General features: G+C 73.9%; 21 protein-coding genes, 3 tRNA genes and 1 pseudogene. 10 read left to right on the forward strand and 15 right to left on the reverse strand.

Annotated elements, in window-relative coordinates:
• Together ABD811_RS29245 and ABD811_RS29250 are read right to left on the reverse strand one after the other, a co-directional pair.
• The coding region (locus tag ABD811_RS29245) for an ATP-dependent Clp protease ATP-binding subunit (RefSeq protein WP_344954206.1) at window positions 1–2,516 on the reverse strand (2,516 nt) is incomplete at its 3' end.
• A 115-nt stretch (window positions 2,517–2,631) separates the two neighbouring features.
• On the reverse strand, window positions 2,632–3,915 hold the full coding sequence (locus ABD811_RS29250; RefSeq protein WP_344954208.1) for an erythromycin esterase family protein: 1,284 nt from the start codon (window positions 3,913–3,915) through the stop codon (window positions 2,632–2,634).
• Between the two features lie 454 nt (window positions 3,916–4,369).
• Between ABD811_RS29250 and ABD811_RS29255 the strand changes: the two genes are divergently transcribed.
• Window positions 4,370–5,206, forward strand: a complete 837-nt coding sequence (locus ABD811_RS29255) for an SAM-dependent methyltransferase (protein WP_344954210.1) — start codon at window positions 4,370–4,372, stop codon at window positions 5,204–5,206.
• Between the two features lie 22 nt (window positions 5,207–5,228).
• Here ABD811_RS29255 and ABD811_RS29260 read toward each other — a convergent pair whose 3' ends face one another.
• The 5 genes from ABD811_RS29260 to ABD811_RS29280 form a co-directional block, all read right to left on the reverse strand.
• A complete protein-coding gene (locus tag ABD811_RS29260; protein ID WP_344954212.1) occupies window positions 5,229–6,569 on the reverse strand; it encodes a glycosyltransferase family 4 protein in 1,341 nt (446 codons plus the stop codon).
• 298 nt (window positions 6,570–6,867) lie between these two features.
• Entirely contained in the window at window positions 6,868–8,100 is a 1,233-nt protein-coding gene (locus ABD811_RS29265; RefSeq protein WP_344954214.1) for a L,D-transpeptidase, read from the reverse strand.
• 191 nt (window positions 8,101–8,291) lie between these two features.
• Window positions 8,292–9,413 (reverse strand): L,D-transpeptidase, encoded by a 1,122-nt coding sequence (locus ABD811_RS29270; protein WP_344954216.1) that lies wholly within the window; start codon window positions 9,411–9,413, stop codon window positions 8,292–8,294.
• A gap of 208 nt (window positions 9,414–9,621) precedes the next feature.
• On the reverse strand, window positions 9,622–10,311 hold the full coding sequence (locus tag ABD811_RS29275; protein WP_344954218.1) for a VC0807 family protein: 690 nt from the start codon (window positions 10,309–10,311) through the stop codon (window positions 9,622–9,624).
• A gap of 223 nt (window positions 10,312–10,534) precedes the next feature.
• Window positions 10,535–11,479 (reverse strand): LysR family transcriptional regulator, encoded by a 945-nt coding sequence (locus tag ABD811_RS29280; protein WP_344954220.1) that lies wholly within the window; start codon window positions 11,477–11,479, stop codon window positions 10,535–10,537.
• 245 nt (window positions 11,480–11,724) lie between these two features.
• On the opposite strand from ABD811_RS29280, the gene ABD811_RS29285 reads away from it, so the two are divergent.
• Both ABD811_RS29285 and ABD811_RS29290 read left to right on the forward strand, forming a co-directional pair.
• Window positions 11,725–12,969, forward strand: coding sequence for a pyridoxal phosphate-dependent aminotransferase (locus tag ABD811_RS29285; RefSeq protein WP_344954257.1), 1,245 nt, complete (start codon window positions 11,725–11,727; stop codon window positions 12,967–12,969).
• Window positions 12,970–13,157: 188 nt separating this feature from the next.
• The gene (locus ABD811_RS29290; protein ID WP_344954222.1) at window positions 13,158–13,592 is read left to right on the forward strand and encodes a DoxX family protein; all 435 of its coding nucleotides are present in this window, start codon (window positions 13,158–13,160) and stop codon (window positions 13,590–13,592) included.
• A 46-nt stretch (window positions 13,593–13,638) separates the two neighbouring features.
• On the opposite strand, the gene ABD811_RS29295 is transcribed toward ABD811_RS29290, so the two are convergent.
• On the reverse strand, window positions 13,639–14,343 hold the full coding sequence (locus tag ABD811_RS29295; RefSeq protein ID WP_344954224.1) for a type 1 glutamine amidotransferase domain-containing protein: 705 nt from the start codon (window positions 14,341–14,343) through the stop codon (window positions 13,639–13,641).
• A 102-nt stretch (window positions 14,344–14,445) separates the two neighbouring features.
• Between ABD811_RS29295 and ABD811_RS29300 the strand changes: the two genes are divergently transcribed.
• The gene (locus ABD811_RS29300) at window positions 14,446–15,363 is read left to right on the forward strand and encodes a LysR family transcriptional regulator (RefSeq protein WP_344954259.1); all 918 of its coding nucleotides are present in this window, start codon (window positions 14,446–14,448) and stop codon (window positions 15,361–15,363) included.
• Between the two features lie 85 nt (window positions 15,364–15,448).
• Window positions 15,449–15,841: a nuclear transport factor 2 family protein gene (locus tag ABD811_RS29305; protein WP_344954226.1), complete on the forward strand. Its 393-nt coding sequence runs from the start codon at window positions 15,449–15,451 to the stop codon at window positions 15,839–15,841.
• 15 nt (window positions 15,842–15,856) lie between these two features.
• Here the strand turns inward: ABD811_RS29305 and ABD811_RS29310 are convergent.
• The 4 genes from ABD811_RS29310 to ABD811_RS29325 form a co-directional block, all read right to left on the reverse strand.
• Window positions 15,857–15,928: transfer RNA gene (locus tag ABD811_RS29310), tRNA-Gly, on the reverse strand.
• Between the two features lie 104 nt (window positions 15,929–16,032).
• A tRNA-Ala gene (locus ABD811_RS29315) sits at window positions 16,033–16,103 on the reverse strand.
• A gap of 25 nt (window positions 16,104–16,128) precedes the next feature.
• Window positions 16,129–16,203, reverse strand: a tRNA-Trp gene (locus ABD811_RS29320).
• Window positions 16,204–16,298: 95 nt separating this feature from the next.
• Complete coding sequence (locus ABD811_RS29325; RefSeq protein WP_344954228.1) at window positions 16,299–16,814, reverse strand: PaaI family thioesterase; 516 nt, start codon at window positions 16,812–16,814, stop codon at window positions 16,299–16,301.
• Window positions 16,815–17,019: 205 nt separating this feature from the next.
• Here ABD811_RS29325 and ABD811_RS29330 point away from each other — a divergent pair, with 205 nt between their 5' ends.
• Window positions 17,020–17,592, forward strand: a complete 573-nt coding sequence (locus ABD811_RS29330) for a hypothetical protein (RefSeq protein ID WP_344954230.1) — start codon at window positions 17,020–17,022, stop codon at window positions 17,590–17,592.
• A gap of 75 nt (window positions 17,593–17,667) precedes the next feature.
• On the opposite strand, the gene ABD811_RS29335 is transcribed toward ABD811_RS29330, so the two are convergent.
• Window positions 17,668–19,251, reverse strand: coding sequence for a Na+/H+ antiporter (locus tag ABD811_RS29335; RefSeq protein ID WP_344954232.1), 1,584 nt, complete (start codon window positions 19,249–19,251; stop codon window positions 17,668–17,670).
• Between the two features lie 254 nt (window positions 19,252–19,505).
• Between ABD811_RS29335 and ABD811_RS29340 the strand changes: the two genes are divergently transcribed.
• Window positions 19,506–20,066 (forward strand): CGNR zinc finger domain-containing protein, encoded by a 561-nt coding sequence (locus tag ABD811_RS29340; RefSeq protein ID WP_344954233.1) that lies wholly within the window; start codon window positions 19,506–19,508, stop codon window positions 20,064–20,066.
• Between the two features lie 81 nt (window positions 20,067–20,147).
• On the opposite strand, the gene folP is transcribed toward ABD811_RS29340, so the two are convergent.
• On the reverse strand, window positions 20,148–20,984 hold the full coding sequence (folP, locus tag ABD811_RS29345; RefSeq protein WP_344954261.1) for a dihydropteroate synthase: 837 nt from the start codon (window positions 20,982–20,984) through the stop codon (window positions 20,148–20,150).
• A gap of 270 nt (window positions 20,985–21,254) precedes the next feature.
• Here folP and ABD811_RS29350 point away from each other — a divergent pair, with 270 nt between their 5' ends.
• The 3 genes from ABD811_RS29350 to ABD811_RS29360 all read left to right on the forward strand — a co-directional run bounded on the left by ABD811_RS29350 (window position 21,255) and on the right by ABD811_RS29360 (window position 24,913).
• Window positions 21,255–22,289, forward strand: coding sequence for a GDP-mannose 4,6-dehydratase (locus ABD811_RS29350; protein ID WP_344954263.1), 1,035 nt, complete (start codon window positions 21,255–21,257; stop codon window positions 22,287–22,289).
• Between the two features lie 77 nt (window positions 22,290–22,366).
• A complete protein-coding gene (locus tag ABD811_RS29355; RefSeq protein ID WP_344954235.1) occupies window positions 22,367–23,947 on the forward strand; it encodes an MFS transporter in 1,581 nt (526 codons plus the stop codon).
• A 93-nt stretch (window positions 23,948–24,040) separates the two neighbouring features.
• The gene (locus ABD811_RS29360) at window positions 24,041–24,913 is read left to right on the forward strand and encodes a LysR family transcriptional regulator (RefSeq protein WP_344954237.1); all 873 of its coding nucleotides are present in this window, start codon (window positions 24,041–24,043) and stop codon (window positions 24,911–24,913) included.
• A 134-nt stretch (window positions 24,914–25,047) separates the two neighbouring features.
• Here the strand turns inward: ABD811_RS29360 and ABD811_RS29365 are convergent.
• A pseudogene (locus ABD811_RS29365) lies at window positions 25,048–25,265 on the reverse strand (Lrp/AsnC family transcriptional regulator); the annotation flags it as partial.

The raw sequence follows: 25,265 nt of genomic DNA on the forward strand, positions 1-25,265 counted from the left end.
CCCGCGGTCTGCGGGACCTCGGTGTCGAAGGACAGGCGGCCGTCGGCCACCCGGACCCGCACGTGCTGCCCGGGATGCAGCCGCCCGTCCAGCAGCATCGTCGACAGCGGGTTGTCGACCTCGCGCTGGATGGTGCGGCGCAGCGGGCGGGCGCCGAACTCGGGCTGGAAACCGCGCTCGGCCAGCCAGTCCACCGCCTCGGTGGTGAACTCGACGGTGACGTCCTGGGCGTGCAGGCGGCGCCGGGTCTCCTCCAGCAGCAGGTCGGTGATCTGCCGCAGCTGCTCGGCGCCGAGCCGGCGGAACACGATGATCTCGTCGATGCGGTTGAGGAACTCCGGCCGCAGCGACTCGCGCAGCCGCCGCATGACCCGCTCGCGCAGCGCGGCGTCCACGGCCCCGGACTCGGTGGTGAAGCCGACGCCCCCGCCGCCCCCGGTGATCAGTTCCGAGCCGAGGTTGCTCGTCATGATCACGATGGTGTTCTTGAAGTCGACGGTGCGGCCCTGCGCGTCGGTCAGCCGCCCGTCGTCCAGCACCTGCAGCAGCACGTTGAACACGTCCTGGTGGGCCTTCTCGATCTCGTCGAGCAGGACCACCGCGTACGGGGTGCGCCGCACCGCGTCGGTGAGCTGCCCGGCCTCCTCGTAGCCGACGTAGCCGGGCGGGGCGCCCATCAGGCGGCTGACGGTGTGCCGCTCCTGGAACTCGCTCATGTCGAAGCGGATCATCCGGTCGGACGACCCGAACAGCGCCTCGGCCAGCGCGCGGGCCAGCTCGGTCTTGCCCACCCCGGTCGGGCCGAGGAACAGGAAGCTGCCGATCGGCCGGTTCGGGTCGGCCAGCCCGGACCGCGAGCGCCGCACCGCCTCGGCGACGGCCGTGACCGCCTCGTCCTGCCCGATCACGCGCCGGCGCAGGTGCTCCTCCAGCCGCAGCAGCCGCTCGCGCTCCTCCTCGGTGAGCTGGGAGACCGGGACGCCGGTGGTGCGCGAGACGATCTCGGCGATGTCGACCTCGGTGACCTCGGGGACGGCGTGCGGGTCGGTGCCGCGCTGCTGCGCCTGGCCCACCCGCCGCTCCAGGTCCTGGATCTCGTCGCGCAGCGCCGAGGCGCGTTCGTACTGCTCGGCGGCGACGGCGTGGTCCTTCTCCCGGCGGCGGCGCTCCAGCTCCTGCTCCAGCTGCCGCACGTCGGCGGCCGGGGTGCGCACCCGCAGCCGCACCCGCGCGCCCGCCTGGTCCACCAGGTCGATCGCCTTGTCGGGCAGGAACCGGTCGGTGATGTAGCGGTCGGCCAGCCGGGCGGCGGCCACCAGCGCCTCGTCGGTGAAGCGCACCTGGTGGTGGGCCTCGTAGCGGTCGCGCAGGCCGCGCAGGATCTCGATGGTGTCCTCGACGGACGGCTCGGGCACCAGGATCGGCTGGAACCGCCGCTCCAGCGCCGCGTCCTTCTCCACCTGCTTGCGGTACTCGTCGATCGTGGTCGCGCCGATGATGTGCAGCTCGCCGCGGGCCAGCGCGGGCTTGAGCATGTTCCCGGCGTTCATCGCGCCCTCGGCGCCGCCCGCGCCGACCACGGTGTGCATCTCGTCGATGAACACGATCAGGTCGCCCGAGTGCTCGCGGATCTCGTCGATGATCTTCTTGAGGCGTTCCTCGAAGTCGCCCCGGTAGCGGGTGCCGGCCACCACGCCCGCCATGTCGAGCTGGACGACCCGGGTGGCGCGCAGCGTCTCGGGCACCTCGCCGTCGGCGACGCGCTGGGCGATGCCCTCCACGATCGCGGTCTTGCCGACGCCGGGGTCGCCGATCAGCACCGGGTTGTTCTTGGTGCGGCGCGACAGCACCTCGATCGTCTGCTCGATCTGCTCGTCGCGGCCCACCACGGGGTCGATGGCGCCCTCCCGCGCCATCGCGGTCAGGTCGCGGCCGAACTCGTCCAGCGTCGGCGTGCCGGTGGGCGGCGGCGCGCCCTGCCCGCCCGGACCGCCCCCGGAGCCCGCCTCCTGGAGCGTCTCGGGCGTCAGCCGCACCCTGGCCAGGATGCGTCCCGCGGGCGACTCGGGATTCAACGGCAACGCGTACAACAGGTGCTCGGGGCTGATGTAGGACGCGCCGAGGGCGCGGGAGATCTGGTGGGCGTCCAGCAGCGCGCGCTTGCCCGCGGGCGTCAGCACGGGCGGCGTGTCACGGGGCTGGCCGCGCGACACCTCGGACTCGACCGCGCGGGCGATGGTGTCCGGTTCGGTCCCCGCGCGCTCCAGCAGCCGGCGCGTGGCGTCCTGCCGGGTCAGTGCCCACAGCAGGTGATCGGTGTCCAGGTCGCGGCTCCCCCACTCGGCGGCCTTGGCCGCCGCGTCCCGCACCGCCTCCCGCGCCTCCTCGTTCATCAGCCGCCCGATGTCGATGCGGTGCATCGGCCTGCGGGTGTAACCGGGACCGAAGAAGCGGGCGAAGAAGTCCTCGAACGGATCGGAGCCGAACGCCCCGTGTCCGAACATGTCGCCGGTCATGACGTTCCCCCTCGTCGGTCATAACGGACACTTCCCCGCCCCTGCCCGGAGACGGACAGGCAAAACGACCGTTTCCGGCAGGCCGAAACGGCGGCATCGCAGGGCGGGCGCCGCGTCACACGCCCGTCGGCAGGGTCTCCAGCTCACCGCGCCGGGACGCCTCCAGGTGCAGCGGATCCAGTGCGGAGGTACGGGCGAACCAGCACAGCACGTCGTAGCGTTCGCCGAGGCGGGTTGGGACGTAGTTGCCCAGCTCGTGGTCAGGGTCGTACACCACGCCGATGGCGCGCTGGGTGCGGGTGGCGGTCAGCCACCGGGCGTCGAGCTCGTCGGAGAACACGAACAGGGCGCGGTGCAGGCCCGTGCCGGACAGCAGCGCCTCGACCGAGTCCGAACGCGGCGGCGGCACCCGCATGACCTCCATCGGCGCGCCCCAGCGCGGCGCGGCGACCACCTCGCCGTGCCCGCCCGCGAACCCGACCAGCACCGTGCCGGCGGCGCCGTGCCGGTCCCGGGCGAGCCGGCCGATGTTGACCAGGCCCGCGCGGCCCATGTCGGTGCCGCGGGCGTCGCCGACGTGGGTGTTGTGCGCCCACACCACGGCGCGCGAGCGCGGGCCGTGGAACTCCAGCAGCCGGTCCAGGGTGTCGGCCATGTGCGTGTCGCGGACGTTCCACGACCGCTCCCCGCCGCCGATCATGGCGCGGTAGTAGCGTTCGGCGCCCGCGGCGACCTCGGCGTTCTGCCGGGCGTTGAGCTGCTCGGCCGGGTCGACGGCGCGTCCGCCGCCCGCCGGCCGCCGCAGCCGGGTGAGCAGGGCGAGCACCTCGTCCGCGCAGTCCTCGGGCACCAGCCGGGCGTAGGCGCGCGGGTCGTCTCCGTACGGCTCGAAGCATCGGTACGCCTCGCGCGCGGTCGCCAGGTACTCGGGCCGGTGCTCGGCCAGGTGCAGCATGACGGCGCGCAGCGAGTCCCACAGGCTGTAGACGTCCAGCCCGTAGAAGCCGGCGCGCCGCTCGGGCGGCAGGGCGGCGTTGTGCCCGCGCAGCCAGCGGCAGAACGCGACCGTCTCGTGGTTGGCCCACATCCAGGTGGGCCAGCGGCGGTAGGCGTCCAGCGCCGCGTACGGGTCGCCGTCCGCGCCGGGCGCCCCGGTCACGCTGCGGTGGACCCGCCAGCAGTCGGGCCAGTCGCCCTCGACCGCGACGAACGAGAACCCCCGTTCGACGATCAGCCGCCGGGTGAGCGCCGCCCGCCAGGCGTAGTACTCGTGGGTGCCGTGGCTCGCCTCGCCGAGCAGCACGCAGCGCGCGTCCCCGATCCGGTCCAGCACCGGGTCGAGGTCCGTCTCCTCCTCGATCGGCAGGGCCAGCCGCGTCACGTCGTCGATGTCGGGCACGGTGCCCCCTCTCGGCGTACGGTCCGGGTCCCCCTCCGGTTCCCCGTTCGCGGGCGTCGATTCACCTCACGGGCCACCAGTCGGCGCGCGGGGTCGGGGGGGGTCGTGAGGGGCGTCGGGATCGTCGGGGCCGTCCGGCCGGATGCGGTCACCTGTCAATAAGGGGTGGAAGGTCGGTTTTCTCGGGTGAGTCAGGGGATGATCGGTATGCGGCCCTGGGACGGGGAGCGCTCCCCACGTTCCCGCCGGACCCGTCCCGCCCGGTCGCCGCCGGCGACACGGTGGGCCGCCCGCCGCCGACGGGGGTCGGCTGTCGAGCCGAGGGTGAGGTGACCATGTTCGACGACGGGTCCACGTCCCATGACGGGGCCACGTACCACGGCGGAGCCGGGAGCCACCACGGGGCGACGTCTCGCGGGCCGGCCCGGTGCCACGACGGACCGGCGGAACGGCGATGAGCGAGCCGGAGACCGCCACCGCGGCGCCGCCGGCGCCCGCGTCCGCACGGTCCAGGCCGTGGGCGACGGCGGGCGAGGCGAACCCGGCGCGGTTCTACGACCTGCTGCTGGGCGGCAAGGACAACTACGCCGCCGACCGCGACCTGGCCGACCCGCTGCTGCGCGTCCAGCCGCACGCCCGCACGGCCGCCCGGGAGAACCGCGCGTTCGTCGGACGGGCCGTGCGCGCCCTGGCCGAGCACGGCGTCGCCCAGTTCGTCGACATCGGCTGCGGCCTGCCGACCGGCGAGAACGTCCACCAGATCGCCCAGCGCCACGTGCCCGGCGCGCGGGTGGTGTACGTCGACCACGACCCGATCGTGCTGTCGCACGCCCGGGCGCTGCTGGCCGACGACGGCAACGTCAGCGTGGTCCGCGCCGACCTGCGCGACCACGACGGGCTGCTCGAGGCGGTGACGGTCGCCGCGCCGCTGGACTGGACCCGCCCCGTCGGCGTGCTGCTGACGAGCGTGCTGCACCACCTCGCCGCCGCCGACCGCCCGCACGAGCTGGCCGCCGGGCTGCGCCGCGCCATGCCGCCGGGCAGCGCCCTGGCGGTCTCCCACCTCACCGCCGACCCGGCGCCCGCCGCGGTGGCCGAGGCCGCGTCGCTGTACACGGCGGGCTGCGGCACGCCGCTGGTGCCGCGGGGGCGGGCGGAGGTGGCGGCGTTCCTCGACGGCCTGGAGCTGCTGGGGCCGGGCGTGGTGTTCACCTCCGAGTGGCGTCCGGTGGGCCCGGTGCGCCCGCCGGACCAGGCGCTGATGTACGCGGCCGTCGGCCTGCGCGGCTGAGCCGCCCCGGCCCGCTCCTCGGTCACATGAGGCCGAGCACGCCCAGCAGCGCGTGGGCGGACGCCAGCGGGACGGCCGGCGCGGGCCCGCGCGGGGCCGCCAGCAGGCCGTCCAGCAGCCGCTCCCACTCGGGGCCGACCAGGTCGAGGCCGTAGCCGCGGGCGGTGGCGGCGGCGCGAGCGCCCAGCCGGTCGCGCAGGTCGGCGTCCTCGATCACCCTGCGCAGCGCGGCGGTGAGCGCGGGCACGTCCTCGGCGGGCACCACCAGGCCGTCGCGGCCGTCGGTGATCATCTCGCCGGGGCCGGTGGGGCAGTCGAACGCCACCACCGCCAGGCCCTTGCCCATCGCCTCCAGGAGCACCATCGGCATGCCCTCGAACCGCGACGACAGCACGTACACCGACGCCCGCGTCATCTCCCCGGCCAGGTCCGGGGTGCGGCCGCGCAGCTGCACCCGGCCGTTCATCCCGTGTTCGGCGATCGTCGCGCGCAGGGCGTCGCGCTTGGGGCCCGCGCCGAAGATCCGCAGCGTCCAGTCGGGGTGCGCGGCGGCCAGCGGCGCGTACGCGCGCAGCAGCAGGTCGAACCCCTTCTGCCTGGTCAGGCGCCCGGCCGCCAGGATCACCTTGGCGGTGCGGGGGGACGGCCCGCCGGGCAGCTCCGGCAGCGCGTTGGGGATGCGCACCACCCGGGTCGGCGCGCCCGCCAGCGCGGCCCGGTAGTCGGCGCGCGACGCCTCGGTCAGCACGGCCACCGCGGTGAGCCGCCGGTAGGCGCGGGCGATCTCGCGGCGCAGGCGGGGCCGGTAGGCGGGCAGGTTCATGTGGTCCTGCCCGACGGTGACCACGCCGCGTCCGCCCAGCTCGGCGGCGAGCAGGTTGAGCGACGGCCGGGTGCCGACCAGCACGTCGGGCGCGGGCCCGCGCAGCGCGCGCAGCAGGCACAGGTCGGTCCACAGGCTCACGGTGCGGAACGAGGCGTCGTCGACGGGCACCAGCACGCTCGGCAGCCGCGTCAGCAGGCGCTCGACCCGCCCGGACGGCGGGACGCGGCGGTCCTCGGCGAACCGCACCGTCACGTCCGGGGAGATCGGGAAGAACGGTTCGGCCCGGCGGCGGACCACGCTGACGATCTCCACGTCGTACCGCCGGGCCAGGTGGCCGGCCAGGTTGAGGACCGTGCGGATGGTGCCGCCGGTCCCGTGGGCGTGCTGCAGCAGGATCCGCACGCGCGGCCGCCGCGCGCCGTCCGGCCCGGGCCCCCCGTCCGGCGGCGCGTCCGGCGGCGCGGCCCGGGGCGCATCCCACGGCGGCGGCCGGTCGGGCATGAGCGGCCGCACCGTCCACAGGGCCACCCTGCGCACGCCCCGGTGCGTGACCGTCAGCACCCGACGCCGGCCGCGTCGCAGCCTGCGGCGTGCGGCGGCGCGCAGGTTCCGCGGTGTCGCGCGCCGCGCCTGACGCCGTGCGCGTCGTTCTCCATGCACCATGGGGCGTCCTCGATCTCCGGGAATCCGTATGGGGGATATTTCCCGAGATCTCGCCATATCAACGACGAGCACCGGCCGGAGCCGGTCGCCGCGCGGACCGCCGGGCCGCGGTCAAGCGGCGGCCAGGCGGCGGTTCGGCGAGCGGTTCAGGAGGCGGTTCGGCAGGCGCGGTTCAGGCGGTGGTGACCTCGCGGTCGAGGGCGCTGCCCTTCACCCAGCGGTTCCAGCTCATCTGGTAGTAGCTCCACCCGTTGTTCCACTCCAGGCGGCGCGCGCTGCCGGTGATGATCACGATGTCACCCCGGTAGGACCAGTTGTAGAACCACTTGGCGTAGGCGGGCGGGGAGTTGACGCAGCCGTGGCTGACGTTCTGGCGCCCCTGCGCCCACATCGTGGCGGCCATGGAGTGGACGTACTCGCCGCTGTTGGAGATCCGCACGGCCCACGGGATGACCTCCCGGTAGCCGCCGTTCTTCTTGTCCTTGGGGTCGACGCCCATCCACTCCGACGTCATGATCGCCGGGTTTTCCTTGCCCATGGTCAGGTGGATGCCGCTGGTGGTCAGGAAGGTGTCGACGCCGTTGACCACGCGGCCGCCCTTCCCGGCGCTGATCGGCCAGCTCTTGACCCGCTGCCCGTTGCTGGTGGCCACCAGCCGCTTGGTCCTGGTGCTGACCCTGGCCACGTGCGCATCGCCGATGGTGAACCGGCGGGCCACGTCGTTCACCCCGTAGGTGCGCTTGCCCGCCTTGACCCCGGCCAGCCGGGCGCGGAGGGTGACCGTCTGGTTGGCCTGCCAGTAGGCGCCGTTCTTGGTACGGAAGATCACCTGGTTGGGGGCCGTCCAGTACCACGCGCCGGTGGCGGGCTTGGTGGACTTGACCTCCAGCGCCTGCTCGACCGCGCGCTTGTCCTCCACCGGGCGGTTGAACGTCACGATGATCGGCATGCCGACGCCGACCTTCTCGCCCTGCATGGGCGTGACGTCGGTGATGTTCAGCGCTACCGGGGCCTTCATGGTGGTGAAGGTGCTCTGCACGCTGGTGCTCTTGCCCTTCGGGCTCTTGGCCACCGCCGACACCTGGTACTGGGTGCCGGGCCGCAGGGTGCGCGACTGCCAGCTGGTGCGGTCCTGCGACAGCCGCCCCTCCACCGGCTTGCCCTTGCGGGTCAGCGTGACCTGCTCGATCGTGCCGCCCGTCACCCGGACCGTGACCCCCTGCTCGGGGTGGGCCTGTCCGCTGCCGTTGCCGGGGGTGACCGTCACCTGCGGGGCGCCGGCCTCCCCCTTGCCGCCGACGGTGACCCCGTCACCGTCCTCACCGCCGGAGCACGCCGTCAGGAGCAGCAGCGCCCCCGCCACTCCCGCGCCCGCCCGCACTCCTGCGGAAACCCTCCGCTGCACCGTCAACCTCCAGGACCCCGCCGTCTACCACCGGAACATTAGCGACAAATGAGGTTCCTGATGTCGACAACCGGGGTATTCGGCGGGGCCCCGAGATCAAAGCGTTGCAGCGGGTCACGGCGGCCGCCGGACCGGCGACCAAGCGTGATCGGAAGGGCGTGATCGGAAGGGCGGAACCGGGAACGGCGCGATCAGGAGAGCGCGCTGCCCTTCTTCCACTCGGCGAACGACAGCTGCCAGAAACTCCAGCCGTTGTCCCACTCGACGTCGCGGGACGTGCCCTTGAGGTCGATCACGTCGCCGCGCTGCATGATGTCGTAGTACCACTTGGCGTTGGACGGGCTGACGTTGAGGCAGCCGTGGCTGACGTTGGCCGACCCCTGCGAGCCCACCGACCAGGGCGCCGAGTGCACGTACTCGCCGCTGTTGGAGAAGCGGACCGCGTAGTTCACCTTCTGCTTGTAGTAGCCCGGGTCGCCGGGCTTGCGGCCTGGCGCCTCCATGATGACCGGGTTGCCCTTCTCCATCAGCAGGTGGACGCCGCTGGTGGTGGTGTACTCGCGGGTCGTGCCGTTGCCCGCGCTGAACGGGATGGTGCGCAGCTTCTTGCCGTCCCGCGTGACCGTCATGTGGTGGCCGTTGATGTTGCCCTTGGTGATCTGGGCGGCGCCGATCTGGATGGTCTCCTGGACGTCCTTGGCGCCGTAGGTCCCGTTGCCGAGGTTCAGTCCGGCCAGCCGGGCGCTGAAGCGGACCCGCTGGTGCGCGGGCCAGTACGTCTGGGTGCGGTAGATGACCTGGTCGGGCGCCACCCACCGCCAGGCGCCGGCCACCGGCTTCTCCGGCGTCACCTGCAGCGCCCGCTCCACGGCGGCCCGGTCGGTGACCGCCCGGTTGAACCGGACGAAGATGGGCATGCCGACGCCGACCTTCTCGCCCTCCAGGTTGGGCGTGACGTCGACGATCGACAGTGTCCTCGCCGGCTTCAGCGTGGTGAAGGTGCTGCTCACCGTCTCGGTCTTGCCGTCATGGCTGACCTGCGCGGTCACCGTGTACGACGTGGCGGGGGTCAGCGTCCGCTCCGACCGCCACGTCTTGCGGTCGGCCGACATCTTCCCCGTGATGGTCGAACCCTTGCCCTGCACGGTGACGTTCTGCAGGGTGCCCTGGGCCGCCTTGACCTCGATGGGCCCGTCCGGCCGCACCGAGGCGGCGCCGTTGGCGGGAGTGATCGTCGCCGTGGCCGTCTTGCCGGAGGCCAGCTCACCCGAACCGCCGTCGCCGCCGCTGCAGCCCGTGACCAGGACGAGCACGGCACCGGCACCTCCGGCCACCGCCAACCCCAAACGACCCTTGTCGCCCACGAACAACCCCCACTGTTCTTGAATAATCCCTTACCCGAAATCTATCCAAGAATGAAAGACGCTCCGTCCGGAGAAAAAGTTGGCCCCCGCGCGAGAGATGTGACGCGGCCGTCAGACGGCTCCCGGGCGGCCGCCGGACGCGCCCCGGGCGCGGCCGTCAGGCGGCCGACGGCGCGGGCGGGGCGGCGGCCGGGGCCGCGCCGTGCTCGCCGTCGACGTGCTCGCCGTTGACGTGCCGCAGGCACCGCCGGAAGCCCCACACCGAGACCACCACGGCGGCCGCGCCCAGCGCGGTCACCAGGCTGGTGCGCACCCACAGGTACATGCCGATCGACTCATTGAACAGCATCCACAGGCTGATCAGCGCGTTGGCGAAGAAGACCAGCGACCACAGCAGCGAGATGCGCAGGAAGAACTGCCGGACGCGCTCGTGCCGCAGAAACGCCTCGGGCAGCGGCACCATGTCGGTGGCCAGTTTCTGGGCGAGGGGACGGCGCAGCGGCACCGACGCCAGGAAGGCCATGCTGACCATCAGCGTGCCGAGCGTGGGCTGCAGGAAGTACACCACCGCGCTGTGCGTCGCCGCCGCGAGGACCGCCCGGACGGTCACGCCGAGCGCGGCCAGCACCAGCATCGCCGACACGCCGTGGCCGCGCCACCAGCGCCAGGCGATTCCGCCGTAGACCCAGGCGACGGCGGCGGCCAGGGCGCCGTTCAGGCCGAGCAGCGCGAACGCGGCGTAGAACACCGCGACCGGCGCGATGACGCCCTCGACGAAGCGCGGCAGGGCGTGCCTGATCAGCGCCGTCAGGCGGGGCATCTCGAAGGCGTGGTGGTTTCGGTCCATGAAGCCTGGGTCCGTGTGGGGTGGGTCCGTGGAGCGTGGGTCCATGAAGCGCCGCGTCCCCGAATCGGCTCGGTCCGGGCGGGCGGAGCTGGTCACGACCCGCCCCACGGTACGGGATACCGCGTACCGGACTGGACGGTTTCGCCCCGAATTGTCGCCATCCCGGCGCCTCCCCTCGGCGGTGTGCCGTCGCGGGGAGGTTCGGGCCGGGCGGCGGGGAGGTTCAGCCGAGCAGGTAGTCCGGTTCGTCGGGCAGGACGGGCGGGACCTTCCGCGCGGCCGAGTAGATGGCGCGCAGCGTCACGGCGACCGAGGGACGGCGCACGCTGGCCGCCCGCGTGACCGCGTACACCTCGCGGGCCAGGTCGCAGTCGGGAAGGCGGCGCACCGCCACGTCCCGATCGCCGGCCGCCAGCGCCAGCGCCGGGATCGCGGCGATGCCGATGCCGCGCGCCACCAGGCTGAGGATGGTGTGCAGGCCCTCGAACTCCCACGGGATGGGCCGCCGGCCGCCCACGGTGTCCAGCAGCCGGTCGACCGCCTGGCGGGACGGCTCGCCGGTGGGCGCGGCCATCCACGCCTCCTCGCGCAATTCCTGCAGGTCGACGGGCTTGGCCGGGTCGGCCATGGGATGCCCGGCGGGTACCGCCAGCACCAGCGGGTCGCGGCACAGGTGGAAGAACTTCAGCGCGGCGGGCGCGTGCGAGGCCAGCTTGCCGGTCCAGTCGTCCACGAGCGCGATGTCGACCTCGCCGCTGCGCACCTGGCGGATGCCGTCGCCCGGCCGGGTCTGCCGCAGCACGAACGTCAGTTCCGGATGGTCGGCCAGGCTGCCCGCCAGCGCCGGGGCGAACGCCACGGCGGCGGTCGGGAAGGCGGTGACGACCACCCGTCCCATGGGAGCGTCGGCGTTGGCCGACAGCTCGGCCTCGGCGGCCTCGACCAGGGTGAGGATCTCCTCGGCGCGTTCGGCCAGGCGACGCCCCGCGTCGGTCAGCTCGGCGCTGCGGGCGGTGCGGTCCAGCAGCGCCACGCGCGCCTCCCGCTCCAGCGCGGCGAGCTGCTGGGAGACCGCGGAGGGGGTGTAGCCGAGCGCCGAGGCGGTGGCGGCGATGCTGCCCCGGCGGGCGAACTCGGCCAGCAGTCGCAGCCTACGCACTTCGAGCATCAGCTCATCTTATGGTCTGCATCGATGAGACTCGCTTGTGATGACGCTTTTTCTGGGAAAACAATGAGTCGAGCCCGGCCGGGTCACTTACGGGGATCCCTGTGTAACTCTCCGTGTACGTCAGCATGCCCTGGAGCACTTGAATGCCAGTCCAGAACGAGTCCACCGAGGCGACCTCCACCGGGTCCAGACCCTCCGGCGCCCGCCGGGTGCCGTTGTCGCCCACCCTCGCCATCAACGAGGCGATGGCGCGCAAGCGACGCGAGGGGGTGCGGGTGCTGCCGCTCGGCTTCGGCGAGGCCGGGCTGCCGATCCACCCGGCGCTCGCCCGCGAGCTCGCCGCCGGTTCCGACCGCGGCGCCTACGGCCCGGTCGCCGGGTCGGCGGCGCTGCGCGCCGCCGCGGCCGGCTACTGGAGCCGCCGCGGCCTGCCCACCGAGCCGGGGATGGTGGTGAGCGGGCCGGGCAGCAAGGCGTTGCTCTTCGGCCTGGTGATGTCACTGGGCGGTGAGATCGTCATACCGGCGCCCAGCTGGGTGAGCTACGCCGCCCAGGCGACGATGGCCGCCGAGGGGGCGATCCAGGTCGCCACGCCCCCGGGCGAGGGCGGGGTGCCCAGCCCGGCGCTGCTGGCCGACGCCGTGGTGCGCGCCCGCTCGCAGGGCCGCTCGGTCGCCGGGGTCGTGGTGACGCTGCCGGACAACCCGACCGGCACGCTGGCGTCCGAGCAGACCGTGCGGCGGCTGTGCGAGGTGGCCCGCGAGCTCGACCTTGTGATCGTCTCCGACGAGATCTACCGCGACCTCGTGCACGACCCGTCCCGCGACGTGCCGAGCCCGGCGGCGTACGCCCCCGAGCGCACCGTGGTGACGACGGCGCTGAGCAAGCACCTGGCGGCGGGCGGCTGGCGGATCGGGGTGGCCCGCCTGCCGGACGGCCCGATCGGCGAGACGCTGCGCACCGACCTGCTGGGCGTGGGCAGCGAGATCTGGTCCAGCGCGCCGGCGCCCATGCAGCACGCGGCCGCGTTCGCCTTCTCCGAGCCGCCCGAGCTGGTCGAGCGGGTCGACCGCAGCCGCCGGCTGCACGCCACGGTCGCCGCCGCCGTCACCGCCCGTTTCGAGGCGGTCGGGGCGCGCGTCCCGTCCCCCGAGGGCGCCTTCTACGTCTACCCCGACTTCGAGCCGCTGCGCGACCGCCTGCGCGCCGACCACGGCGTGCGCACCGGCGCCGACCTGACCGAGCTGCTGCTGGAGCGGCACGGCGTGGGCGTCCTGCCGGGCGCGGCCTTCGGCGACGCCGAGGAGGCGCTGCGCATGCGGGTGTCGTCCAGCCTGCTGTACGGGGAGACCGAGGAGCAGCGCCTGGCGGCCCTGGCCACCCCCGACCCGCTGACGCTCCCCTGGATCGCCGACTCCCTGGACCGTCTCAGCGAGGTCCTGGCCGCGGTGACCGCCCCGACGCCCCTGGCCGCCCCCGCCACCTGCTGACCCCGCGTCCGGCGGGTCGAACCCGAACGCCACGGCGGCTGTCCGGCCGCCGTGGCCTCGCCATGCCGGGGAACCGGCATCGCGCCGCCCCTTGTCTCGGCGATGAGTTTCGCGGGCGCCCCGGGTCTACATCTGCGAGACGCACGACAGCGTCCTTCCCTCTCCCCCGACCCGGAAGGCAGATCGTCATGGCCACCCAGGAAGCGTTCGCATCCCGCACCGCCGAGCGGACCGCCGTCCGGCGGCGTCCCGCCGTCGTCGCCCTCTGGACGGTCCAGGTCCTGCTGGCCGTCTTCCTCATCGTCGCGTCGGGGCTGCCCAAGTTCGCCGGGCAGCAGGACGCGGTGGAGACCTTCACCAAGATCGGCTGGGGCCAGTGGTTCCGGTACTTCACCGGCGTCGTCGAGGTGGCCGGGGGCGTCGGGCTGCTGGTCCCGCGGCTGGCGGGCCTGGCGTCGCTGGGCCTGATCGGGGTGATGGCGGGCGCCGTCGTCACCCAGGTGTTCGTGCTGGAGCCCGCGTGGGCGGCGTTCCCGGCCGTGCTGGGCGTGGTCTTCGGCGTGATCGCCCACGCCCACCGGCGGGAGACCGCGGCCCTGCTGGACCGCGTCCTCAGGCGTTGAGGACCGGGGACAGGGCGGCCGTGGACCGGTGTCCACGGCCGCCGTGTCATGCGGCGCCGCCGAGCGCCTTGACGAACTCGGCGGCCAGCGGCGCGGACGACTGCGGGTTCTGCCCGGTCAGCAGGTTGCGGTCGACGACCACGTTGGCCTGCCAGGCCGGGCCCGCCTGGAAGTCGGCGCCGTTCTCGGTGAGGCGGTCCTGCAGCAGCCACGCGGCCCCGGCGGCGTGGCCCGCCTGCGTCTCCTCCGCGTTGGTGAACGCCGTCAGCCGGTATCCGGCGAACGGCCAGGTGCCGTCGGGCCGCCGGGCGGCCAGCAGCGCGGCCGGGCCGTGGCACACCACGCCCAGGGGCTTGCCCGCGTCCAGCGCGGCCGTCAGCACGCGCCCGCACGCCGGGTCGCGCGACAGGTCCTCCATCGGGCCGTGCCCGCCGGGGACGAACACCGCGTCGTAGCCGTCCACGTCGACGTCCTCCAGCGCCACCGGGTCGCGCAGCGCGCCGAACGACTCCAGCGCCGCCGCCATCTCCCGCGCGCCCTCGGGCCCTCCGGCCGCGTCGGGCGTCAGGCTCGCGCGGTCCACGGGCGGCTGCACGCCGCCCGGCGTGGCCACCGCCACCTCATGCCCGGCCTCGGTGAACGCCCGGTAGGGCACGGCCGCCTCCTCGACCCAGAAACCGGTCGGGTGGCGGGTGCCGTCGGCGAGCGTCCAGTGGGCCGCCCCGGTCATCACGAAAAGAATCCTGGCCATCGTTCGTCCTCTCCATGTCTGCCGGACGGCATCGACGCTAGATCGCCCGTTGCGACGCCAACAAATAGGCTGCGCTGGGTGAGCCATAGAAAAACCGATGGCATGTCCAGCGTCGCCGGAGGCGGCGCGCTGGACCTCAACCAGCTGCGGACCTTCCTCACCGTGCACCGCTCCGGCTCGTTCACGGCCGCGGCCGCGCTGCTCGGGCTGGCGCAGCCGACCGTCACCGCCCAGGTGCGGGCGCTGGAACGGCGGCTGGGCCGCCGCCTGTTCGAACGGCTCCCCCGCGGCGTGGCCCCGACGCCCGTGGCCGACGAGCTGGCCGCCCAGGTCGCCGCGCCGCTGGACGCCCTGGCGGTGGTGGCGGGCGGATCCGGCCGGGAGGCGCCCCCGGGACCGGTGCACCTGGCGGGTCCCGCCGAGCTGCTGGCTTTGCGGGTGCTGCCGTCCCTGGCGCCGCTGGTCGACGACGGCCTTCGGCTGCGCGTCACCCCCGGCCTGACCGACGACCTGCTCGCCGACCTCGGGCGGGGCCTGTTCGACCTGGTCATCGCCACACGGCGGCCGCGCGGCCGCGTGCTGGCCGCCGAACCGCTCATGGACGAGGAGTTCGTGCTGGTCGCCGCGCCCGGCTGGGCGCGGCGCGTCGGCCCGGGACGCGTCGCCGCCGACGGGCCGGCCGCGCTGCGCGGCGTCCCGCTCGTCACCTACGCCGAGGATCTGCCGATCGCGCGGCGCTACTGGCGGCACGTGTTCGGCACGCGCCTGTCGGGCCCTTCGGCCGTGGTCGTCCCCGACCTGCGCGGCGTGCTGGCCGCCGTGGTCGCGGGCGCCGGGATCAGCGTGCTGCCGCGCTACCTGTGCCAGGACGAGCTCGCCGCGGGCACCCTGGAGCTCCTTCTGGAGCCCGAGGACCCGCCCATCAACACCGCGTTCCTCGCCCAGCGCTCCGGCCCCGCCGACAACCCGCACGTCACTCTCGTCCGCGACCACCTGCTGCGGGCCGCACGCGCCTGGTAGGCCGGCCCCGGACGACACCTGGACAACGCCCGGAGGTCACACTAACGTTCATACCTATTCAAAAAACTGACTATGGAGGTGGCGGATGCACCCGTTCCGCGAGGCGGTCGAACGGGGCGACATCGGCGCCCTGCCGGGGCTGCTGGCCGAGGACGTCGTCTTCCTCAGCCCGGTGGCCTTCACCCCGTACACCGGCCGCGCCATGGTCGGCGCGATCCTGCGCGGCGTCGCGCGGGTCTTCGAGGACGTGCGGTACGTGCGCGAGATCGCCGATCAGGCGGGCCGCGACCACGCGCTGATGTTCAAGGCCCGGATCGGCGACCGCGAAGTCCACGGGTGCGATTTCCTGCGCACGAACGACGCCGGGCTGATCGAGGAACTGTGCGTCATGGTCCGGCCGATGTCGGCCGCCCGCGCCCTCGCCGACGCGATGGCCGCCCAGTTCGAGACGATCCGACGCGAGGCCCTGACGCCCTAGCGAGCACCGAATGAGAGCCGTAGCCGGGAGTCGAACCCGGTTCTTCAGGGTGGAAACCTGACGCCTCACCCACAAGGCCTCTACGGCACGAATACAACCCCCCGGGGAATTCGGGGAGCCGCCCCTCGAAGGACACGGCGGGCCTCGGCGAAGGCGAGCAGCAGCTCGCCGAGCACCAAAAAGCCGCCTCGTGGACTCGCAGGGAGTCGAACCCTGATCGTCTGTGTGCAAGACAGATGTGTTCCCGTTACACCACAAGCCCGTCGCGGCGAGCGCCGTCGCTCGCCTGGCAGGGGCGGCAGGAGTCGAACCTGCTTTTCACTGGTTTTGGAGACCAGTCGCCTAACCGGTGGCTCACCCCTTCGGTGTTCCCGTTGCCTTTCGACACGTCCAGGATGCGCGGGCCCGCGATTCCCCGCAATTGTTTTTCCGGGACGGGGAATCGCGGGGCGGGCGGTCACAGGTCGGGGTCGGTGGGCGTGGCGCCGTCGACCGGGCGCAGCGGCTTCCGCAGCGGGACGATCATCATGGAGAAGTCGGCGGCGGCGATCACGCGGTCCTCGACGTCGGTGACCCGGCATTCGACGATCACCAGCCGGCGGCCCGCCTTGAGCACCTCGGCGCGGGCGAACACCGTGTCGCCGTGCGGCCGGCCCAGGTAGCGGACGTGCAGGTCGGCGGTGACCAGGCTCTGCTCGCCCGGCTGGAAGCCGCTGCCGCGCGCGGCGGCGGTGCCGGCGGCCACGTCGATGAGCGTGGCGATGGCGCCGCCGTGCAGGTTGCCGGTGCTGTTGAACGCCTCCGGGCGCACCGGCATGGACAGCACCGCGTGCCGTTCGCCGATCTCGACCATCTCCAGCGCCAGCAGCCGGTGCAGCGGGGTGGAGTCGCGCATCATGGCGTGCAGCTCGCGCTGCCGCTCGGGCGGCAGGTCGGCGACGCGGACGGTGCCGGGCGGCGGCGTGCTGGTCATGGCTGGTCTCCCTCGTGACATGGTGTGGTCATCCCGGTTATGGGCTGGATCGTCACATATAAGCGTGGTGTAAAGTCCAACGGCGCAGGGGGCGAAGCACGGCAAAGCACCCGGTATCGACCCGGTAGCCCCGTGCCGGGGGTCACAGTGGTAAACCCACATCAGTGTGATGGGGCGATGGATCGACGATGCGAGGGGGCCCGCCATGAGGCACGCACGTGACGGGGCTGCCGCGGCGATGAGCGCCGCCTCCAGGATTCTGGTCGCTCGGGGCAAGAACGAGCCCCAGGAGCTGGAGAACCCCGACGTCGGGTGGGGCCAGCGCGCCCGCGACGGCGTGTGGGTGCCGACCAAGGACGGCCAGCGCGTCCACATCGGGATCGACGCGACCGCCGCCGACACCGTCGCCCAGGTGATCCGGCCGAGCCTGCGGGTGTTCGTCGGCGTGGACGTCGACACCGACATGCTCGCGCAGACCACCTCCGGCGGCGTCCGGCTGCTGACGGTGATCCACGGGCCGGACGCGCCCGCCGAGTTCCGCTTCCCGTTCGCGCTGGCCGACGGGCTGGCGCTGGAGGCCATGCCGTCGGGCGGCTACGACGTCGTCCACCTGCGTTACGGCGCCACCGTGGGCCGCCTCTACAGCCCGTGGGCGTGCGACTCGATGTTCCGGCCGGTCAAGGCCGACTACGTGCTGGACGGCAACGTCGTGACGATGCGCGTCGCGCACGAGGGCGCCTACTACCCGGTCGTCGCCGACCCCCTGTACTCCCGCTGAGCCGCGTACTCCCGCTGACCCGGGCGCTCCCCCGCCGAGGCGCGCGCCCGGCCGGTCAGGGGCGGGGACGGCGGGTCAGGGGCGGGGACGGCGGGTCAGGGCCGAGTACTCGAAGTCCAGCTCGCGGCTGATCTCGCGGAGCGTGTCGGCGCCGATGCGGCCCTTGCGGTAGAGGGCCTGCAGCTTGGCGCGCTGGGCCCGCACGAGCTCCCGGCGGACGCGGCGGCTGCTGGTGAGCGCGGTGTCGTCCCCTTCGGTGTCGCCGTCGGTGTCGAGCCGGTTGCGGACGCGCTGCAGGCGCAGTTCCAGCATCTGCCGGAACGCGTCGGCGGTGCGGTCGTCGACCTCGTCGGCGGCGGCCATCTCGTCCAGCCGGGCCAGGGCCGCCTGCAGGGCGTCGTGCCGGGCGCGCATCGACTCCACGCGCCGCCGGCCCGGCTCGATCAGCCCGAACCGCCGCAGCAGCACCGGCAGCAGCGGCGCCTGCCCGACCAGCGTGATCAGCACGACGAGCGCCGCCAGCAGCACCAGCACGCCGCGGTCGGGTCCGGCCGCCACGGGCACCGACAGCGCCATGGCGAACGAGATCGCGCCGCGCATCCCGCCCATGCCGATCACCACGCGCTGCCGCCAGCCCAGCCCGCGGCGGCTGCGGCGGCCGCCGGGCACCAGCACCGCCAGCGGCCCGGTCGCCAGCTCCCACACCAGCCGCACCGCCACCACCACGGCCGCCAGCGCGAGCGCGGCCCAGCCGACCTCTGTCCAGGTGTGGCCGTGCGGCTCGCGCAGCACCTGGCGGATCTGCAGCCCGAGCAGCACGAACAGCGTCGACTCCAGCAGGAAGACCAGGATGCGCCAGAACGTGTTCCCGACCAGCCGGGACGCGGGCTGCAGCACGCCCTCGGAGCGGGTGCCGAGGTAGAACCCGGCGGTCACGGTCGCCAGCACCCCGGACGCGCCGAAGTTCTCCGCCGGAATGAAGGCCAGGTAGGGGGTGATCAGCGACACGATGATCTGGCTGCTGGGGTCCTGGATGCGGCGCCGCAGCCGGCGCACGACCAGGCCGACCGCCAGCCCGTACGCCACGCCGACGAACGCGACCTGCGCCAGCCGCGCGGCGCCGTGCCCGGCGGTGAACGGCGTGGACAGCGCCTCGACCGCCAGCCCGAAGATGGTCAGCGCCACGCCGTCGTTGATCAGGCTCTCGCCCTCCAGGATCGTCACCATGCGGCGGGGCGCGCCCAGGCGCTGGATCACGGAGGTGGCGGCGACGGCGTCGGTGGGCGCCACCGCGGCGCCGAAGGCGAACGCCGCGGCCCAGCCGACACCGGGCAGCAGCGCGTACGCGGTCCCCGCCACCGCCACGGTCGTGACGGCGGTGAGCCCGACCGCCAGCGTGAAGATGGGCACCGCGTCGGCGCGGGCCTCGCGGGGCGCGGTGAAGAACGCGGCGTGGTACACCAGCGGCGGCAGGAACCCCATGAGGACGACCTCCGGCGGCACCCGCACCGGCGGCAGCCCCGGCACGAACCCGGCCGCCATGCCCAGCACGACCATCAGGATCGCGTCGGGCACGCGCATCCGCCCGGCCAGCGCGCGGGCCGCCAGCACGACGACCGCGACGACCAGGAAGACGACGAAGATCCGTTCCTCGCCCACGGCCGTTACTTGTCCACGACGACGCGGTATACGCGCGTTCGCGGCGGATCGTCAGTAGTCGGGCGCCCCGCCCGTAACGGACGCCGACGGGCCGTCGCCGGCGCGTCCCCCACCGGAGGCGGGCGCCGTTCCGGGACGGGGCGCCGTTCAGCCTCCGGCGTCATATGGTGATAACGTGCGGCGCTCTCGGGGGACGGCCCCCGTGCCGACGCGTGCCCCCACGTCCGTCGCCGGTCTCCGAGACTGGAGTCACAGTGATCTTCACCCATGACGCCGAGCACGCGCTCGCCACCGTCGTCGACCTGATCAACACCGGGCCCGAGGCGTCGGGGGAGGAACGGCTCGCGGATCTGGCCGCGCTGCGCGCGTTCGTCGACCGCAATCGGTTCAGCGACGTGGACCGGCTCACCGAGCGGGACCTGGCGCGCGTGCGCGACCTGCGGGGCCGCTTCCACGCGGTGTTCACCGCGGCCGACGTTCCGGCGGCGGTCCGGCTGATCAACGACATCGTCGGCGAGGTGCGCACCACGCCGCACCTGACCGACCACGACGGCTACGACTGGCACGTGCACTTCTTCGCCCCGGGCGCCCCCATGGACGAGCATCTGGCCGCCGACTGCGGCATGGCGCTGGCGTACGTGGTGGCCGCGGGCGAGCTGGACCGGCTGCGCACCTGCGAGGCCCCCGACTGCTCACGCGTCCTGGTGGACCTGTCCCGCAACCGCTGCCGCCGCTACTGCGACAGCCGCACCTGCGGCAACCGCATGCACGTGGCGGCCTACCGGGCCCGCCAACGCGAGGCCGCAGCCCACTGAACCGCGCCGCCCGCCGAACCGCCGACGATCACCCAGGCGCGGCGATCACCCAGGCGCGGCGATCATTGAGGCGGGGTGCGGTCAGGGGGCGAGGGCGGCGACGGCGTCCAGGGCGCGGCGGGCGCCCGCGACGTCGTGGACGCGGAACACGCGCGCGCCCAGCCACGCCGACACCCCCAGCACGGCCATGGTGCCGACGCCGCGTTTCTCGACCGGCTGGCCGAGGGTCTCGCCGATGAAGTCCTTGTTGGACACCGCGACCAGGACGGGCCAGCCGGTGGCCGTCAGCTCGCCCAGGCGGCGGGTGATCTCCAGCGAGTGGCGGGTGTTCTTGCCGAAGTCGTGCGCGGGGTCGATGAGGATGGCGTCGCGCGGCACGCCCAGCGCGGCGGCGCGTTCGGCCTCGGCGGTCACGTGCCGCACGACGTCGGCGACCACGTCGTCGTAGCCGATCCGGTGCGGCCGGGTGCGGGGCGCCACACCGCCGGCGTGCGCGCAGACCAGGCCGATGCGGTGCGCGGCGGCGACCTCGGCCAGCCGCGGGTCCGGGCCGCCCCAGGTGTCGTTGAGCAGGTCGGCGCCGGCGGCGGCCACGGCCTCGCCCACCTCGGCGCGCCAGGTGTCCACGCTGATCACGACGCCGGGGTGGCGGTCGCGGACGGCGGCGACCAGCTCGACCACGCGCCGCATCTCCTCGGCCGTGTCGACGTCCTCGCCCGGCCCGGCCTTGACGCCGCCGATGTCGACGATGTCGGCGCCCTCGGCGACGGCCCGGTCCACGGCCGCCAGCGCGGCCTCGAAGGCGTAGGTGGCGCCCCGGTCGAAGAACGAGTCGGGGGTCCGGTTGACCACCGCCATGATCGCGTACCGGCCCAGCGGCCGCCCGTTCGGCCGCAGCGGGGCCGGTTCCGGACGCATCGCGTCGGCGGCCGCACCCGCCCGCCCGGCGGCCGGACGGACCTCACCGGCGGTCATCACAGCACCTCACGCAGCACCTCATATGAGCCCACGCTCGCACATCCCGCTCCCGGCGCGCCACGCCGCCGTTGAACTCGAAGCAAATTCGGTTCAAACGGCGCCCTCTCTCGTCAGCGTCGCAACCGGGTCGCTAACCTCATATTTCACTCTCACGGCGGGGAACCCCCTCGCGGTGAGCCCGTGTGCGACCGATACGGCCAGGAGGATCCGCTGTCCAGGCGAGCACTCATCACCGGCATCACCGGGCAGGACGGCTCGTACCTCGCCGAGCATCTGCTCGCGCAAGGACATGAGGTCTGGGGCCTGGTCCGCGGTCAGGCCAACCCGCACGTGGCGCGGCTGCGCAAGCACGTCGGCGACGTCCAGATCACCACCGGGGACCTGCTGGACCAGGGCAGCCTGATCTCGGCGGTGGAGCGGGTGCGGCCCGACGAGGTGTACAACCTGGGCGCGATCTCCTACGTCCCGATGTCGTGGCAGCAGGCCGAGCTCACCGCCGAGGTGACCGGCATGGGCGTGCTGCGGATGCTGGAGGCGATCCGGGTGGTGTCGGGCATCAGCCCGTCGCGCACCCCCGGCGCCGGGCAGATTCGCTTCTACCAGGCGTCGTCGTCGGAGATGTTCGGGATGGTGCGGGAGACCCCGCAGAACGAGAAGACCCCGTTCCATCCGCGCAGCCCCTACGGGGTCGCCAAGACCTACGGGCACTACATCACGCAGAACTACCGCGAGTCGTACGGGATGTTCGCGGTCAGCGGCATCCTGTTCAACCACGAGTCGCCGCGGCGGGGCGCGGAGTTCGTCACCCGCAAGGTGACGCTGGGCGTGGCGCGGATCAAGCTGGGCCTGGCCACGGAGCTGCGGCTGGGCAACCTGGAGGCGCGGCGCGACTGGGGCTTCGCCGGCGACTACGCCCGCGCGATGCGGCTGATGCTGGCGCAGGACGCCCCCGAGGACTTCGTGATCGGCACGGGCGAGACGCACTCGGTGCGCGAGCTGGTGGAGTTCGCCTTCCGCACGGCGGGCCTGGACTGGCGCGACCACGTGGTGCTGGACGAGCGCTACACCCGTCCCGCCGAGGTGGACCTGCTGTGCGCCGACCCCAAGAAGGCCCGCGAGCAGCTGCGCTGGGAGCCCGACGTCACCTTCGAGGAGCTGGTGACGATGATGGTGGAGTCCGACCTGCGGCTGCTGTCGCAGTCGGCGCGTCCCGAGGACGAGCCGTTCAGCCCCGACCACTGGTGACGCCCTCGCGCCGCTGAACCACGGGCGGCGGCGTGCGACGATGCTGGCATGGCGTCGTACGAGCTGGTCCGGCCCTGATGTCGGACATACGGCTGGGCACCGCCCAGGGCCGCTGGCTGCTGCTGGCCACGGTGCTCGGCTCCAGCGTGGCCCTGCTGGACTCCACGGTGGTGAACGTGGCGCTGCCGCGCCTGGCCCGCGAGCTGGACGCGTCCATGTCGGGCCTGCAGTGGACGGTCAACGCCTACACGCTCACGCTGGCCGGGTTCATCCTGCTGGGCGGCTCGCTGGGCGACCGGTACGGGCGGCGCCGGGTGTTCCTGATCGGCGTGGTGTGGTTCGCGGTCGCCTCGGCGCTGTGCGCGGCGGCGCAGGACGTGGTCATGCTCGTGGCCGCCCGGGCGCTGCAGGGCGCGGGCGGGGCGCTGCTGACGCCGGGCGCGCTGGCGATCATCCAGGCGTCGTTCGCGCCGGACGACCGTCCCCGCGCGGTGGGGGCCTGGTCGGGGCTGGGCGGCGTGGCGGGCGCGGTCGGCCCGTTCGTCGGGGGCTGGCTGGTGGAGGCCGCCGGGTGGCGGTGGGTGTTCCTGCTGAACCTGCCGCTGGCCGCCGTGGTGGTGCTGGTGACGGTGCGGCACGTGCCCGAGAGCGCCGACCCGGGCGCGCACGGCCGCTTCGACGTCCTGGGGGCCGCGCTGGCCGCGCTGGCGCTGGCCGGGGTCACCTACACCCTCACCGAGGCGCCCGGGGGCGCCGTCGGCCCGGTGGTCGCCACGGCGGCGGTGGTGGGCGTGCTGGCGGCGGCGGGGTTCCTGCTCCTCGAACGCTCCCGCGGCCGGGCCCGGAGGGGCGGGGGCGGGCGGCGCGGCCGCCGGGAGGTGCCGCAGCCGATGCTGCCGCTGGAGGTGTTCGGGTCGCGGCAGTTCTCGGCCGTCAACGCCGTCACCTTCGTCATGTACGGCGGGATGGGCGTGATGTTCTTCCTGTTCGTGGTGAACCTGCAGGTGGTGTCGGGGTTCACGCCCATCGCGGCGGGCACGGCGCTGCTGCCGGTGACGGTGCTGATGCTGCTGCTGTCGTCGCGGGCGGGGGCGCTGGCGCAGCGGATCGGGCCGCGGCTGCCGATGACGGTCGGGCTGGTGGTCGCGGCTGTCGGCATGCTGCTGGTCGGCCGCGTCGGCGCGCACGCCTCCTACGTGCGTGACGTGCTGCCGGCCGTGGCGGTGTTCGGGCTGGGGCTGTCGGCGGTGGTGGCGCCGCTGACCGCGACCGTGCTGGCCACGGTGGACAGCCGGCACGCGGGCGTCGCCAGCGGCGTCAACAACGCGGTGGCGCGCACGGCGGGGCTGCTGGCGGTGGCGGCGATCCCGCCGCTGGCCGGGCTGACCGGCGCCGCCTACGACGATCCGGCGGTGTTCTCCGGCGGGTTCGCCGCGTCGATGCGGGTGTGCGCGGTGATGCTGCTGGCCGGGGCCGTGCTGACGGCCCTGACCGTACGCGACGACGTCCTGCGCGCCGCCCCCGACCACGAACGCGAGCCCCGCTGCAAGAGCCACTGCGCGGTGGGCGCGCCGCCGCTGGAGCCCGACCACGAGCCCGAGTCCGGCCGGCAGGCCGCTCCCCCGCCGGACGCCGCGCCGGGCACGACGCCCCGATAGCACGAGGACGTGCGGCTCGTCCCGCCCGGCGAGCATCGGTCCGGTTCCGGCTATGTCCAGGCCCGAATCGGTTCGTTGGCATACCGTCGGGGCATGAATCTGCGGCAGCTGCGCTATGTCGTGGCGACCGCCGACCACGGGACGATGACGTCGGCGGCACAGGCGCTCTACGTCGCCCAGCCCGCGCTGTCGCGGGCGGTCCGCGAGCTGGAACGCGAGCTCGGGGTGGAGCTGTTCGCCCGCTCCGGCCGCGGTGTCGTGCTCACCCCGGTCGGCGAGCAGGTGGTGCGGCAGGCCCGCGTCGCCCTGGGCGCGATCGAGGCGATCGAGGGGCTGTCGGTGACGCGTGCCGACGGGCGGGGCGCCGAGCTGCGCGTGGCCACCCAGCCGTCCCTGGAGCCGGAGCTGACCGGGGGGCTGCTGCCGCGCTTCGCCCGCGAGCAGCCCGCGGTGCGGGTGCGCGTGGTGCGCTGCGCGGGCCGCGACGTGGTGGCCGCGGCGCTGCGCGCCGGGCGCGCCGACCTGGCCGTGACCGACCTGCCGGTGCCCGGCGACCTGGTCGCCCACCCGCTGGAGGAGCGGGAGGTGGTGCTGGTGTCCCCGCCCGGTCTCGGGCTGCGCGAGCCGGTGCCGCCGGCGGCGCTGGACGGCCTGCGCCTGATCATGCCGGCCCGCGGCGGGGCCCGCCGCGCCGAGCTGGACGCGATGCTGGCGCACTTCGGTGTCAGGCCGGTGCCCGCGGTGGAGTCCGACGAGCGTTCCGCCTGGCTGGACTGGGTGCGCGCGGGTCTGGGCTCGCTGGTGTGGTACCGCAACCAGGTCGAGGACACCGGCGGGCTGGTGGTCCGCTCGTTCGGCCCGCCGCTGACCCGCCTGATCGCCCTGGTGCACGCGCACCGCCGGCTGTCCCCGGCGGCCCGCGACTTCCTGGCGTTCGCCAAGGAGACCGCCCGCGACCACCGCTGACCCGCCCTGCCCGCCGCCGACCCGCCACTGCCCCATGCGGGGCGGGGGCCGCGCGCGGGCCCGGCCGTCGGGGTGGAAGCGCTCCCGTGACGGCCGGACCGTTGCGCGAGGCGACCGGGGCCGCCGGTGAGGGGTCAGTGACCGCCGGGGCGGACGGCTCCGTTGAGCGGCTTGTCCGGCAGCTCGACGGCGTAGGACTCCTTCACCACGTCCAGGTGATGCCAGGACTCGCGGACGGTGGCGCCGGGCACCGCCCGGATGGCGTCCAGCACCGACACCAGTTCGGCGCGGGAGGGCGCCTCGGCCTGCCCGACGATGTCGTACCGGCCGAAGCCGGTCGCCACGTAGCGCA

Origin of the sequence: Actinomadura miaoliensis (genome assembly GCF_039536785.1) — a bacterium.
Lineage (GTDB): Bacteria > Actinomycetota > Actinomycetes > Streptosporangiales > Streptosporangiaceae > Spirillospora > Spirillospora miaoliensis.

Excerpts from the sequence above, each read along its gene's own strand:
- ABD811_RS29255 (WP_344954210.1), top strand. The coding sequence starts at position 4,370 with ATGAGCGAGCCGGAGACCGCCACCGCGGCGCCGCCGGCGCCCGCGTCC.
- ABD811_RS29275 (WP_344954218.1), bottom strand. The coding sequence starts at position 10,311 with ATGGACCGAAACCACCACGCCTTCGAGATGCCCCGCCTGACGGCGCTG.
- ABD811_RS29280 (WP_344954220.1), bottom strand. The coding sequence starts at position 11,479 with ATGCTCGAAGTGCGTAGGCTGCGACTGCTGGCCGAGTTCGCCCGCCGG.
- ABD811_RS29285 (WP_344954257.1), top strand. The coding sequence starts at position 11,725 with ATGGCGCGCAAGCGACGCGAGGGGGTGCGGGTGCTGCCGCTCGGCTTC.
- ABD811_RS29290 (WP_344954222.1), top strand. The coding sequence starts at position 13,158 with ATGGCCACCCAGGAAGCGTTCGCATCCCGCACCGCCGAGCGGACCGCC.
- ABD811_RS29295 (WP_344954224.1), bottom strand. The coding sequence starts at position 14,343 with ATGGCCAGGATTCTTTTCGTGATGACCGGGGCGGCCCACTGGACGCTC.
- ABD811_RS29300 (WP_344954259.1), top strand. The coding sequence starts at position 14,446 with ATGTCCAGCGTCGCCGGAGGCGGCGCGCTGGACCTCAACCAGCTGCGG.
- ABD811_RS29305 (WP_344954226.1), top strand. The coding sequence starts at position 15,449 with ATGCACCCGTTCCGCGAGGCGGTCGAACGGGGCGACATCGGCGCCCTG.
- ABD811_RS29325 (WP_344954228.1), bottom strand. The coding sequence starts at position 16,814 with ATGACCAGCACGCCGCCGCCCGGCACCGTCCGCGTCGCCGACCTGCCG.
- ABD811_RS29330 (WP_344954230.1), top strand. The coding sequence starts at position 17,020 with ATGAGGCACGCACGTGACGGGGCTGCCGCGGCGATGAGCGCCGCCTCC.
- folP (WP_344954261.1), bottom strand. The coding sequence starts at position 20,984 with ATGCGTCCGGAACCGGCCCCGCTGCGGCCGAACGGGCGGCCGCTGGGC.
- ABD811_RS29355 (WP_344954235.1), top strand. The coding sequence starts at position 22,367 with ATGTCGGACATACGGCTGGGCACCGCCCAGGGCCGCTGGCTGCTGCTG.
- ABD811_RS29360 (WP_344954237.1), top strand. The coding sequence starts at position 24,041 with ATGAATCTGCGGCAGCTGCGCTATGTCGTGGCGACCGCCGACCACGGG.